12 protein-coding genes are annotated in these 13,822 nt (G+C 43.5%); 10 read left to right on the forward strand and 2 right to left on the reverse strand.

Annotated features, from left to right (window positions below; translation table 11 throughout):
* Window positions 1-76: 76 nt before the first annotated feature.
* The 6 genes from nikA (at window position 77) to KFQ09_RS12970 (ending at window position 6,527) form a co-directional block, all read left to right on the forward strand.
* Entirely contained in the window at window positions 77-1,696 is a 1,620-nt protein-coding gene (gene nikA, locus KFQ09_RS12945) for a nickel ABC transporter substrate-binding protein (protein ID WP_255835732.1), read from the forward strand.
* 18 nt (window positions 1,697-1,714) lie between these two features.
* Complete coding sequence (gene nikB, locus KFQ09_RS12950; protein WP_017368084.1) at window positions 1,715-2,659, forward strand: nickel ABC transporter permease subunit NikB; 945 nt, start codon at window positions 1,715-1,717, stop codon at window positions 2,657-2,659.
* On the forward strand, window positions 2,656-3,489 hold the full coding sequence (gene nikC / locus KFQ09_RS12955; protein ID WP_255835733.1) for a nickel ABC transporter permease subunit NikC: 834 nt from the start codon (window positions 2,656-2,658) through the stop codon (window positions 3,487-3,489). Before nikB ends, nikC begins: the two co-directional genes overlap by 4 nt.
* 4 nt (window positions 3,490-3,493) lie before the next feature.
* Window positions 3,494-4,309 (forward strand): nickel import ATP-binding protein NikD, encoded by an 816-nt coding sequence (gene nikD, locus KFQ09_RS12960; RefSeq protein ID WP_197025605.1) that lies wholly within the window; start codon window positions 3,494-3,496, stop codon window positions 4,307-4,309.
* A gap of 13 nt (window positions 4,310-4,322) precedes the next feature.
* Complete coding sequence (locus KFQ09_RS12965) at window positions 4,323-5,138, forward strand: ABC transporter ATP-binding protein (protein ID WP_129547824.1); 816 nt, start codon at window positions 4,323-4,325, stop codon at window positions 5,136-5,138.
* A gap of 63 nt (window positions 5,139-5,201) precedes the next feature.
* A complete protein-coding gene (locus KFQ09_RS12970; protein ID WP_213407010.1) occupies window positions 5,202-6,527 on the forward strand; it encodes an MATE family efflux transporter in 1,326 nt (441 codons plus the stop codon).
* A 24-nt stretch (window positions 6,528-6,551) separates the two neighbouring features.
* Here KFQ09_RS12970 and yvfG read toward each other — a convergent pair whose 3' ends face one another.
* Complete coding sequence (gene yvfG, locus KFQ09_RS12975) at window positions 6,552-6,767, reverse strand: protein YvfG (RefSeq protein ID WP_017359206.1); 216 nt, start codon at window positions 6,765-6,767, stop codon at window positions 6,552-6,554.
* Between the two features lie 70 nt (window positions 6,768-6,837).
* Between yvfG and rpoN the strand changes: the two genes are divergently transcribed.
* Together rpoN and KFQ09_RS12985 are read left to right on the forward strand one after the other, a co-directional pair.
* Window positions 6,838-8,136 (forward strand): RNA polymerase factor sigma-54, encoded by a 1,299-nt coding sequence (gene rpoN / locus KFQ09_RS12980; protein ID WP_017368081.1) that lies wholly within the window; start codon window positions 6,838-6,840, stop codon window positions 8,134-8,136.
* A 172-nt stretch (window positions 8,137-8,308) separates the two neighbouring features.
* The gene (locus KFQ09_RS12985) at window positions 8,309-9,046 is read left to right on the forward strand and encodes a FadR/GntR family transcriptional regulator (RefSeq protein WP_017368079.1); all 738 of its coding nucleotides are present in this window, start codon (window positions 8,309-8,311) and stop codon (window positions 9,044-9,046) included.
* Window positions 9,047-9,273: 227 nt separating this feature from the next.
* Here the strand turns inward: KFQ09_RS12985 and KFQ09_RS12990 are convergent, their stop codons facing one another.
* Complete coding sequence (locus KFQ09_RS12990; protein ID WP_017368078.1) at window positions 9,274-10,716, reverse strand: sigma-54 interaction domain-containing protein; 1,443 nt, start codon at window positions 10,714-10,716, stop codon at window positions 9,274-9,276.
* 209 nt (window positions 10,717-10,925) lie between these two features.
* On the opposite strand from KFQ09_RS12990, the gene KFQ09_RS12995 reads away from it, so the two are divergent.
* The gene (locus tag KFQ09_RS12995) at window positions 10,926-12,119 is read left to right on the forward strand and encodes an ornithine--oxo-acid transaminase (protein WP_255835735.1); all 1,194 of its coding nucleotides are present in this window, start codon (window positions 10,926-10,928) and stop codon (window positions 12,117-12,119) included.
* Between the two features lie 137 nt (window positions 12,120-12,256).
* The gene (locus KFQ09_RS13000; RefSeq protein ID WP_370648329.1) at window positions 12,257-13,642 is read left to right on the forward strand and encodes an amino acid permease; all 1,386 of its coding nucleotides are present in this window, start codon (window positions 12,257-12,259) and stop codon (window positions 13,640-13,642) included.
* The last annotated feature ends 180 nt before the right edge of the window (window positions 13,643-13,822 follow it).

Genomic DNA, 13,822 nt, shown 5'->3' on the forward strand with positions numbered 1-13,822 from the left:
AAATATGATATTGACAACAGAGTCCTTCCTCCTTAAAATGAAAATGATTATCAGCATCAATTAGGGGGAGCAACTTATGTCTATTTGGAATAAATTTCTGAAAATTAAAATAAATACAATATTACCTATCCTACTGATCTTCTTACTAGTAGGCTGTTCTCAAGCAAATAATGGAGCAGGTGGAGACAAGGATCATCCCGATATGATCACCATGGCATGGCCAAGAGATATTGGCGAAATGAATCCGCACATATACAATCCATCACAATTGTTTGCCCAATCCATGATTTACGAACCATTGGTGAGCTATCAAAAAAATGGAAAGCTTAAACCTGAATTAGCAAAATCATGGGATGTTTCCAAGGATGGCAAGGTGTATACGTTCCATCTTAGAGACAATGTCACGTTCTCAGATGGATCTAAATTTAATGCGAATATTGTGAAAAAGAATTTTGATACGATTTTAAAAAACAAAGAAGTACATAGCTGGTTAGGTGTCATAAAGAAAATCAAAAAGACAGAAGCAGTGGACAAGCAAACGTTTAAACTCACATTAACTGAGCCTTATTATCCAACTGTTCAAGAGTTAGCTGTTGTGCGCCCCGTTCGTTTCCTAGGCGAAGCAGGTTTTCCGAAAAACGGAGATACGTCAAAAGGAATCGAAAAACCAGTGGGGACAGGTCCTTGGGTATTAAAGACGTACAAAAAAGATGATTACGCGATTTTTGAACGAAATGACCACTACTGGGGAGAGAAACCAAAGGTCAAAGAAATCAAAGTGAAGGTCATTCCAGATGCCGAAACAAGAGTGATGGCATTTGAAAAAGGCGATGTAGATTTACTTTATGGAGAAGGAACGATTAGCCTCGATGCTTTTAAACAATTAGAGGCGAGCGGCAAGTATGAAACGAAGATGTCAGAGCCCATAGCCACTAGACAGCTTGTCATGAACACAAAAGTCGATCAGCTGTCAGATGAGAAAGTGCGTCACGCCCTTCAGTATGCGATCAATAAAACATCATTGGTGGAAGGTGTGACCTCTGGCTTAGAGGATGTAGCAGATCACATCTTGCCGACAAACATGCCATATACGTCAGGCATCCGGGTGAAATCTTTCCAATATGATGTGGACAAAGCGAAGGCTTTACTGGATGAAGCGGGCTGGACGCTTCCAAAAGGAAAAACCATACGGGAAAAAGACGGAAAAACGCTTGAGTTTAGTATGATGTATGACTCAGCAGAATCGGTTCAAAAAACAATGGCTGAAACACTGCAGGCAGAATGGGCAGCCATTGGGGTCGGCGTCAAACTTGAAGGTGTCGAGCTGGCGACGCAGGTTCAGCGGTTTAAAGCGAACAAATTTGATATGAACTTCTTTAGCAATTATGGAGCGCCGTATGATCCGCATACATTTATGAACGTTGTCTCATCAGATGGTTTTGGATTCAAAGAGGCGATCTCAGCGTATCCGAATAAAGATAAGCTGATCAAAGAAATGACGGAGATTCCATCAACAACTAATGAAAACAAACGTAAAGCACTTTATTCGTCCGTCTTATCTTCCTTGCAAGATCAAGGGGCGATTGTGCCAATCTCTTATTTTAAAAAGACAGCTGTTTATCAAAAAGATGTGAAGGACTTTGATTTCCCTGCGAATCGAGATGAACACCCTTTCACAGGCATCAAGCTGAAGTAACAGAAGGAAGGTAAGCAAATGAGCCGCTATATCATCAAACGAATGTTATCTATCATTCCTGTATTTCTACTAGCCACACTGTTCACAACTGGCATGATTCATCTGTCACCAGTTGATCCAGCGGAGGCATATTTAGCAGCGGCTCATATTCAGCCTACTGATGAGGTATTAGCCCAAAAACGAAGTGAATTTGGTTTAGATGAACCTTTTTACATGCAGTACCTTCATACGATTGAAAAAGTCGTCCGTCTTGATTTTGGGCGGTCGTATATGACCAATCAGCCTGTGCTTGATGAGGTGATCTATCGAATACCTGCGACGATTCAATTGGCGTTCACTAGTCTGCTGATCGCAATTTGTGTCAGTATTCCACTGGGCTTTTTCAGCGGGGTGAGAAAAAATGGCGTTGTAGATCATGTGAGCCGGTTGATTTCCTTCCTAGGAGCATCTATCCCGACCTTTGTTTTGGGGTATTTGCTCATCTTCTTTTTTTCAGTGAAACTCGATCTTTTACCTGTTGAAGGTGTTGGTACATGGGAACATCTTGTACTGCCATCCATTACACTGGCTGTGCCGTTAATTGCGATGTATACGAGATTATTGCGAGCGAGTGTGAGTGAGACGCTTCACGAGCCTTTTGTTCAATATGCGAGAATGAGAGGGTTAAAGGAACAATCGATTATGTTCAAACATGTCTTCAGAATGGCGATATCACCGATGCTGACAGGACTTGGCGTGAATCTTGGCAAGCTGCTCACAGGGACCATTATTGTAGAGGCTGTTTTTTCATGGCCTGGATTTGGACGATTTTTTATTGAAGCGATCTTTAACCGGGATCTGCCGGTCATTCAATTTTATGTGTTGATGGCGGCGTGTATCTTTATCTTAAGCAGCTTGATAGTGGATCTTCTTCTGCTGCTCATTGACCCCCGTATTTCTAGAAAGGAAGGCCGCCAGCCATGATGACAAAAGTAAAACATCTTTTCTATCATCAAAAGATGATCTCGATCTGTGTGCTGCTGCTCGGTCTCCTGCTCATTGTGACGATATGTGCACCATGGATCGCTCCGCATGACCCAGCGGCTGTCAATCTTGCAATGAAGCTAAAGGGTTCTTCATGGGAGTATCCTCTAGGCACCGACCAATTGGGAAGATGCAATTTATCTCGAATTCTATATGGTGCTCGTATTTCACTAGGATGTGCGTTGTTAATCTTTGTTTCCTCTCTATCTATCGGTTTAATCGTAGGGCTGATTTCTGGATATAAAGGCGGCTGGATCGATCACGTATTGATGAGATTGTGCGACGGGGTCATGGCATTTCCAAATTTGGTACTGATCCTCGGATTAGTCGGTATTTTTGGACCAGGGCTTACTCAAGTTGTGCTGGCTTTGATGCTTGTGCAGTGGGTGTATTACGCCCGCGTCTTTCGAGGGATGGTCCTTAGTTTAAAGGAACAAAACTTTATTGCAGCTGCGAAGATTAGCGGTACTTCCCATTGGAATATCATGAGAAAGCATATGATTCCGAATGTACTGCCGCCACTTGCGGTTGTGGGCACACTTGAAATGGGCTGGGCGATTATGGACATTTCCGCCATGTCTTTTCTAGGCTTAGGGGTTCAGCCCCCTACGCCTGAATGGGGAGCGATGATCCATGAAGGAAAATCTTATATTCAAACAAATCCTCAGCTGATGCTTTATCCGGGCCTTGTGATTATGGCTGTGGTCATTCTATTCAACTTACTGGGAGAAGCCCTTTCAGAGAAATATGGCATCAAACGTCGTGTGTAAAGGAATGAGTCAGTTGGAAGAGTCTATTTTAAATATAGAGAACCTGCATGTGCATACGAAAACGCCGCAAGGAACCATTTCTCTCGTTCAGGAAATAGCATTTGAGGTAAAGCGCGGTCAAATTGTTGGATTAATTGGTGAGAGCGGATGCGGAAAAACGGTGACAAGTATGTCGATCTTAAACATGCTTGATCGAAAAACAACGGAAGTGACTGGCAGTATCACTCTACAAGGTCGAGAATTGATCGGTTTGAGTGAACAGCATATGCGGTCTATTCGTGGCAAAGATCTCTCATATATTATGCAAAATCCAATGAATAGCTTTACGCCTGTATGGACAATTGGACATCAATTGATTGAAACAATCCGCCGGCATACATCTGTCAGTAAAAGGAAGGCTCGGGTCCAGGCAATTGAAGCCTTAGAGAAAATGAACCTGCCGCATCCAGATCAATTACTGAGTAAGTACCCTTTTGAATTAAGCGGGGGGATGCTCCAGCGTGTCATGATTGCTATGGCTGCCTGTATGCATCCGCCTCTGATCATCGCAGATGAACCGACAACCGCATTAGATGTACACAATCAGAAGCTGGTGCTTGAGCACTTGAATCAAATTCGTCATGAATACGGAACGGCGATTTTGCTCATTACCCACGATCTTAGTGTGATTGCGGAAATGGCAGACCAGGTCGTGGTGATGAAACAAGGAAAAATCGTTGAAAAGGCTGAAGTTCTTGAGCTTTTTGAACACCCGAAGCATGATTATACAAAGAAACTTTTAGCAGCTCGTCCATCCATTCCAGCTGTTTGCCCGATTTGAGGTGAGAAGACCGTTGCATTTAATAGAATTGAAAGCAGTTAGTCATTCATATGGCAGCCGATCGTTTCTGATGAGGACAAAAGGGAGAGCCCCTGTCCTGAAAAACGTCCATTTGACCATTGAAGAAGGCACTTGTTTTGGATTATTAGGTCAAAGTGGTGCAGGAAAAAGTACACTCGGCCGCATCATCCTTGGACTAGAGAAGCCAAGTAGCGGACAAGTCCTGTTTGAAGGTCAGGATATCATTCGTGCAGATCAGCGGACACATCAGCATTTCCGCCGGCATGTACAAGCGGTATTTCAAGATTCATATTCAGCAGTGAATCCAAGATGGACAGTGGAACAAATTCTATCTGAGCCGCTTGAAAACTATGAACCAATGACCCGAAAAAAACGTCAGCATATACTGATTCACTGGTTAGAAAGAGTGGGGCTCAGTGAGCAGGATTTGTCCAAGTACCCATACCAATTTAGCGGCGGCCAGCTACAGCGGATCAACATCGCCAGAGCACTGGTGCTTCAGCCAAAGCTCATTGTGCTGGATGAATCAGTCAGTAGCTTAGATATGGTTACGCAGGCAGTCATTTTAGATTTGTTAGTCGAATTAAAGAAAGAGCTGAAGCTTGCATACTTATTTATTACACATGATTTGACAGCGGCCTATCATTTAAGTGATCAATTAGCGATTCTTGATCAGGGTGAGCTTGTGGCTCAGTTTCAATCGAAGGATGATTTCTTTATATCAGAGCACGAAGCTGTGCTGAAAATGAAGGAGGCAACGCTCGCCAGCCACCCTTTGTCTCGAACGATTGGCAGGCCGGTTCGTTAACTTTTTCATTCCCTCAATGCCTCTTTTAAGAGAGGCTATTTTTCATGAAAGGCAGGTGGCATCGTGAACCATCGAGCATATTTAGCTTTGGCGATCCCTTTAACCATTTCAACGATGACCACGCCATTACTTGGAGCTGTCGATACAGCAGTTGTCGGACAGCTTGCCAACCCCGCTTATATAGGAGGCGTCGCAGTCGGCAGTCTCATTTTTAGTACATTGTACTGGCTGTTTGGTTTTCTGCGGGTAAGTACATCTGCTTTTGCCGCCCAAGCAAACGGAGCGCAGAACGAGGAGCAGGGTGTTCTTGCTTTTCTAAGGCCTTTTTTGCTGGCTATTATTGTCGGGCTTTGTTTTATTGCTCTTCAATGGCCCATTATTCAATCCGCATTATGGATCATCTCTCCTGCTGCTGATGTGCGCGAATATGCAGCGGACTATTTTCATATTCGGATCTGGGGAGCGCCATTTACCTTGATGAATTACGTCATACTCGGCTGGCTGATGGGGATGGCAAAAATGAAAGAAGCCCTTTCTTTACAAATTTTGATCAATGTCATGAATATGATCTTGGCATTGATCTTAGTTCATGCGTTCTCTTTTGCCGTCAAAGGTGTGGCAGCGGCGACATTGATCTCTGAACTCACTGCTTTTGTGTTAGGGGCCTGGATCATCTTGAAGCATACGTCAAACGGTTTTCGGATGCCGTCTATCCGGCAGGTGACGGACACACGTGCAGTAAAGAAAATGTTTCATGTGAATAAAGACTTGTTTATCCGAACGATCTGTCTGCTTGTCGTGATCAACATGTTTACAGCGAAGGGAGCGTCTTTCGGAACGGAGCAATTGGCGGCGAATGCCATTTTATTTCAAATTCACTACATCATGGCCTATTTGTTCGATGGATTTGCCAATGCATCCAGTATTCTTGTCGGCAGATCAGTAGGGGCGAACGACCGAGCGCTTTATGATAAAACATTAACCCTTTCGAGACAGTGGGCAGTTGTGATGGCATGTGTCATTGCGACAGGTTACTTTTTCTTTAAAGTACCGATTTTGAGCTTGTTTACAAATTTGCCTCAGCTTCTTGATGTGACACTGCAATATGCCGATTGGCTCGTTCTTTATCCGTTTGCTGCTTGTTTTGGCTTGGTGATTTATGGTGTATTTACAGGTGCGACAGAAATTGCTCCTGTCAGGAATTCAATGCTGTTTGCGATGATTTTGTTTGTGGCTGTTCAAGCGGCAGTCATTCCGATATGGCACAATCACGGACTATGGTTTGCCTTTATCATTTATACTGTAGGGCGGTCCGGCTTTTTGATGATGTACAAATCGAAGCTGGATCAAAAGCTTTTCCTACATGATAAACACCCTTTGCAATCGTGACAAAGGGTGCTGTTTTTCGTCCATTTATTCGCTTTCTTTTTTCACCTTTTGGTACGCTTCATCGAGATGCTGAATTCGCTTCAAGACAACAGCATTTTTCGTCAATTGGTCCTGCACAAGTGTAGAAACCACTGAACGATAATAAGCGTTCATGGCATGAATCTTGTCTTCATGTTGATTCATAGCAATGTGCTGTTTTAAGTTATCAATAAAGTATGGAACAGAAAAAAGTTCAGACATGGAAATCACTCCTATTTCGTATATACGGTCCGTCAATCTTCATGTAAAATGATGAGAGGGAGGGGAGACAATGAGCCTTAAACTGCAACAAGAACTAGTATTAAAGCAGGTACTCACACAAGAACTCAGGCAGGCGATTACGCTGCTGCAACTGAATTGTGCAGAGCTGGGTGAGTATCTTGATCAGTTAGCGCTTGAGAACCCTCTGATTGAGCGGAAAGACACGGACAGCTATCAACCAGTTTATCATAAAAGAACGCAAGATCGAATGACAGAGCCGTATCGTACGCATCAAAAAGAAAGCCTGCAAATGTATTTAAAGAGACAGGCCATTGATTTGAATTTAAGTGAAAAGAATCAAAGGATTTTTCACTTCATGATTGAGTCCATTGATTCCAATGGCTATTTAAATGAACCGGTTGACCAAATGGCCGCTGTTTTACAGGCTTCGGCAGAAGAAGTAGAAGCTGTTCTTCATCAGCTTCAATCATTAGAGCCTGCCGGTATTGGCGCTAGATCATTGCAAGAATGTATCCTGCTCCAGCTTAGACGAAAAAAGGATCGCTGGTATGAAGCAGAGCTGATCATCGAAGGGCATTTCTTTCTTTTCGCAAGGAAGGCTTGGAAGGAAATCGCGGCAAAAACAGGTATACCTTTGAAAACCTTGCAGGCCATACAAGATGAGGTGTCGCTTCTCGAACCAAGACCAGGCCTTCATTTCTGTTATGAAGACCAGGATGTGTATATAGAACCAGATGTGTTGATTACAGCTACGGGAGGTCACATCACATTCGAGCTGAACCAGCGTGCTTTTCCGGACATTGAAATGAATGAAGGGTATTTCGCCATGATTCAAGATCAAAAGCGGCATGAAGCATACACGTATTTAAAGGAAAAGCAGCAGCAGTACAATTGGCTTGTTCAAGCGCTGAAGCAGAGAAAACAAACGATGACAAATGTCGTTCGTGAGATTATCTTACAACAGACTGATTTTTTCCTGACAGGAAAGCATAAAATGAAACCGCTTACGATGAAGCGGATTGCAGATATATTACAAGTGCATGAGTCGACAGTGAGCCGAACAGTCAAAGGAAAAATGGTGCAGACCCCTTATGGGTTAATGGAAATGAAACAGTTTTTTCAAGCGAAACTAGAAGGGCATTCGCTAGAAGAAGCATCCAGCTACACAGTAAAGACGCACATTGCAGAGCTGATTCAATCAGAAAATAAGAAAAAACCATATTCGGATCAGCAAATCATGACGCAGCTTCAACAAACCTTTGGTATCCGTGTCTCTCGCAGAACCATTGCCAAATATCGTGAGCAAATGAACCTTCCGTCTTCCACGCTGCGGAAACGCTATGATTAAAAAGAAGCACATGCCAGAAACAATGGCACGTGCTTCTTTTTTGATGAGTGGAAGAGCGATCGAAGATTTCTTGAGAATTGAGAAAAGGGGAGAGGTGTGATCTGAGTTTTGGGGTAAAGTATAAGATAGGGCATGAGCTGATAGGAAGACAACAGTGATGAGGTGAGACCAATTGAAATATAAACAAATTAAAACGAAAAAAATATATGAAGAAATTGCGGACGCATTAGTCGAATCCATTCGAACGGGGGAGCTACTTCCAGGGGAAAAACTAGACTCGGTTCAAGCACTTTCTGAAAACTTTCAAGTCAGCCGTTCCGCTGTGAGAGAGGCACTGTCCGCTCTGAAAGCGATCGGATTAATAGAGATGAAGCAAGGAGAAGGCACATATGTGAAGCAGTTCGATCCTGAGCAGCTCACATTTTGTTTATCTCCTGCTTTTTTGATGAAGCAGCAGGATATCGCGCAGCTTCTTGAAGTGAGATCAATCATTGAATCAGGTGCTGTCAAAAAGGCAGCATTGCTGCGGACAGACGATGACCTCCATCGACTGCATGATGCACTTGAACAAATGAAGCGTGCAGAAGCGCATAAAGAAATTGGTGAGGAGGCAGACCTCACATTTCATCTTGCCATCGCCAAAGCCTCAAAGAATCATTTACTAGAGGCTTTAATGAATCAGGTCTCAACCTTGTTAATGGAAACGATGCGAGAAACAAGAAAAGTCGTGTTATTCTCAAGAAAAGCGTCCATACGTCAGCTTTACAAGGACCATGAACGAATTTATCAAGCTATCATGGACAAACAGCCAGAAGAAGCAGAGCGGGCGATGCTCACACATTTGGAAAAAGTAGAACAACTTCTTGGTGATGTGCTGCAAGAACAGGAAGGAAAGCCAGATATACAATAAGCTGTGCCGAAAAGCGGCACAGCTCAGCGTGTAGACAAACCCTCGCATTCTTTGTCAGTCCTGCGCGCTGGTACTCACGAATGTCAAATTCACTCCGTGCCAGTGCTCGTCCTTCCTAGACTGCAAAGGTTTTCTATCACGCTGAAAAGAAGACAAAGGGCTAAAATAAAGGTCATTTTAGCCCTTTGTCAACAATCTAAGCTGTGCCGCATAAGGGCACAGCTCTATTATTGAAGAGAAATATGCAATTTTTTCATTCGATATTGCAGACTTTGCCTGCTCATGCCCAATATCTTTGCAGTCTGTGAAATATTGTCGTCCATTTTATTTAAGTAATGGACGATGTATTGTTTTTCAAATCGTTCCATTTGGGTTTGGAAATCAGTCGTATGTTCTGAGCTCGTGTAGACGAAGGTATCAGCTGCAGCTGTAGGCTGCACCGGACTCATCTGCATGTGTTCACTAGGATGACCTTCTCCTTGCTTGAATCGGAAATGGTAAGGAAGGTGATGCAAGCTTAAGTATGTTTCGTCCATCATCATATTCATTCCAGCCTCAATCACATGCTCCAGCTCTCTTACATTACCTGGCCAATGATAAGTTTGGAACAGGGCAAGTACCTCTTCATCAGCCGCCTTCACATTCATTTGAAACAGTTCATTATATTTTTGAATAAAATGCATCACAAATGTCGGGATGTCTTCTTTTCGCTCAGAGAGCGGCGGGATAAACAAGGTGACAATGCCAAGCCGGTAAAATAAATCCTTTCGCATCCGTCCACCTGCGATCGCATCCACAGGGTCCTCATTCATATTAGCAATCACTCTCACATCAATGGCGATTTCTTTTGTACTGCCTAACCTTCTCACGCGCTTCTCCTGCAAGACGCGCAATAGTTTTGCTTGAAGAGCCGGGTGTAATGAGTTGATTTCATCTAAAAGCAGTGTACCACCTTGTGCTTGTTCGAATAGACCGGGCTGATCTGTTGCCCCTGTAAAAGCCCCTTTTTGTGTTCCAAAAAGCAGACTTTCAATGAGGTTATCAGGCAGCGCTGCACAATTCTGCGTAATAAATGGTCCAGATGAACGGCTGCTGCCATTATGAATGCTTTGTGCAAATAGCTCTTTCCCCGTCCCTGTTTCACCAACAATCAGCACATAAGAAGAGGTACGTGTGGCTCGTTTCGCATGTTCAATTACTTCTAAAAAGGCAGGACTTTCCCCAATGATTGAATCAAATGTAAAGCGTGTGTTTCCTTTTTTCTTCATATTGTGGTGAATGAGCCGTTCCAGTTTCGTGACATCATTCGAAATTTCAACTGCCCCTTGAATCAAACCGTCTCGAACGAGCGGGTATGTATGGTTAATCGTTGTGATTTCTTTTCCATTGTAGTTGTGATACGTCTGCTTTGCATGAACCGTTTGTTTCCCGGTTCGCAGCGCTTGGACAAGTGTACTGTGCATCTCGTCCTGAAACACAAAGAGGTCTAATACATTTTTATAAAGGACATCAGAACGTTTTAAAGATTCGATCTCCATCATTTTTTTATTATAAACAATGGTATTGCCATTTTCGTCAATGGCGTGAACCCCAACATCAATTAAATCGAGCATTTGTTTATATAGATCAATCTCATTTTCAAGCTTTGCGGTATGCTGATCTTTTTTCACTTGCGCCACCTCCAGACATTACCTCTATTTTACATGAAAAATTTTGCGGTTTCCTCTAAAAAAATTTGCATATGCAAAATATTTCTGCGTTAAAGGTGAGAACAATCCTAGGCACAGAGCGATCACTAAGTTGGCATGATCCTTGCATAACATAAGAGTGAAGATGAACCCCATAAAAAGAGGCAAGCTTACAGAAGGAGGAATACACGATGACACAGACAAAAGCATTGATTCATCAAACAGAACAATACGGTGCGGCGAACTATCATCCGTTGCCAATTGTGATTTCAGAGGCTGAGGGAGTGTGGGTGACTGATCCTGAGGGCAACCGCTACATGGATATGCTCAGTGCATATTCTGCAGTCAACCAAGGACATCGCCATCCCCGCATTATAGAAGCGCTTAAAACACAAGCTGACCGCGTGACACTCACATCAAGGGCCTTCCATAATGATCAGCTTGGTCCTTGGTATGAGAAGATTTGCAAATTAACGAATAAAGAGATGGCATTGCCGATGAATACAGGAGCAGAGGCTGTGGAAACGGCGATAAAGGCAGCGAGACGATGGGGCTATGATGTCAAGGGTATCGAAGAGAATCGGGCAGAAATCATTGCATGTACCGGGAATTTTCATGGTCGTACAATGACGGCTGTGTCACTTTCTTCGGAAGCAGAATATCAAAGAGGTTTCGGTCCGATGCTTCCGGGCATAAAGCTCATCCCTTATGGAGATATTGAGTCGTTACGCAAAGCGATCACTCCGCAAACAGCAGCTTTTCTCTTTGAACCGATTCAAGGGGAAGCGGGCATTGTCATGCCGCCCGAGGGCTTTATAAAAGAGGCAAAAGCGATCTGTGAGAAGGAACATGTGTTATTGATCGCAGATGAAATTCAAGTGGGATTAGCGCGGACTGGCAAGATGTTTGCATGCGACTGGGAAGGCATTGAGCCGGATATGCTGATTCTTGGTAAAGCACTTGGCGGCGGGGTATTCCCGATCTCATGTGTTGTAGCAAATCGTGATATTTTAGGTGTGTTTAACCCAGGATCTCACGGGTCTACCTTTGGCGGGAATCCTCTTGCGTGCGCAGTATCGCTAGCTGCACTAGATGTTTTAATCGACGAGAAGCTTGCCGAGCGCTCATTGGAGCTTGGGGAATATTTCAAAGACAAACTGTCACGCATTCAAAGTCCTGTCATTAAGGAAGTGCGCGGGCGTGGACTATTTATTGGAATGGAACTGACTGAGGCAGCTAGACCCTATTGCGAGAAGCTCAAGCAAGCCGGGCTGTTATGCAAAGAAACCCATGAGACAGTAATTCGATTTGCACCGCCGCTCACCATTTCAAAAGAAGACTTGGATTGGGCAATCGCTCATATCGAAGCGTTATTTCAAGCATAAATGATCAAGGGAGAAGCCTTCAAATTCTCCCTTTCTCTTTCAATGAACGGCGAATTTTGTCAAAGGTTGATGAATAGAAGAGTGAAAGTGGGGAAGCGGATTTGAAGCCAGAACAGCATAATGAACTAGAGCGTTCCATGAAAAGTAGACATCTCTTTATGATTGCCTTAGGTGGGGTCATTGGAACAGGCCTTTTCCTTGGGTCAGGACTCATTATTCATCAGGCAGGCCCAGGGGGAGCCATTCTTTCGTTTATCATTGGCGGATTGCTCATGTATTTGGTGATGCTCTGTCTTGGTGAATTAGCAGTGGCGATGCCGACAGCTGGTTCTTTTCAGGAGTATGCCACGAAGTATATTGGTCCATCGACGGGCTTTATGATCGGCTGGCTCTATTGGTTTAGCTGGGCGTGTACGATTGGACTTGAGTTTACATCAGCAGGTATTCTACTCCAAAGGTGGTTCCCAGATATCCCTGTTTGGCTTTGGTGTCTTGCCTTTAGCGTCATCTTATTTGCTATTAATGCCATCTCGGCACGCAGCTTCGCTGAAACAGAGTTTTGGTTTTCGGCCATCAAGGTGGCTGCGATCTTATTGTTTATTATCATTGGAATTGGCGCAATTTTCGGAATGATTCATTTGAAAGGTGGGGAACCTGCCCCTCTATTTCGTCATTTGACGGATCATGGTGGACTTTTTCCTAATGGTCTTTTTGCGATTTTATTAACCATGGTCACAGTCAATTTCTCCTTTCAAGGAACAGAGCTTGTAGGGATTGCAGCAGGGGAGAGTGAAAGTCCAGAAAAAACACTCCCGCGCTCTATTCGGAATATTATTTGGCGGACGATGGTCTTTTTTGTTTTATCGATTGCGGTTCTTGCAGCGCTTCTGCCATGGCAGACCGCCGGCGCAGTGGATAGTCCGTTTGTTGTGGTGTTGGACAAGGTCGGCATACCATACGCTGCAGATATCATGAATTTTATTATCATTACAGCCGTCTTATCTGTAGCGAACTCTGGATTATATGCATCATCACGTATGCTTTGGGCTCTTTCAAAAGACGGGAAAGGACCTGTTTTCACGAAAAAATTATCCAAGCGTAAAATCCCGATCAATGCCTTATTGGTGACAATGGGTGTATCCGCTCTATCACTGCTTACGAGTGTTGTAGCACCAAAAACGGTATATGTCTGGCTCATATCCATTTCGGGTATGGTGCTTGTCGTGGTTTGGATGTCGATTTGTTTATCCCAATACTTCTTTAGGAGACAATTCATAAAAGAGGGCGGAGATGTAAAGGATCTTGTCTTCCGAACGCCTTTTTATCCATTTGTGCCATTAGCAGGCTTTATCGCATTTGGCATTGTTCTTATCAGTTTATTCTTTATTGAGGATCAGCGGATTGGTCTTTATTGCGGAGTTCCATTTATGGCCGCCTGCTACATCATTTACTACCTCAAGATTAAACCGAAGGAAGATGCGAAACGATTTAATGAAGAGAAAGAAACGATACCGAAAACATAAGCAGGCGGCTTCTGACCGCCTGCACCTTTTCAAAGACAAATGCATTCAATATAGAAGAAAATAAATAGTTTGAAAAAAATAAAATGGCGGAAAGCTAGATGACAAGCAGGTTATCGGTCAAAATGTGTCTATTTTTTGTCTAAATGTGTTTGTAAGAGTTGAAAATGCAAGATTATCCTG

It is taken from the genome of Bacillus sp. FS02 (assembly GCF_024398395.1).
GTDB classification, from domain to species: Bacteria; Bacillota; Bacilli; order Bacillales; family Bacillaceae; genus Bacillus; species Bacillus altitudinis.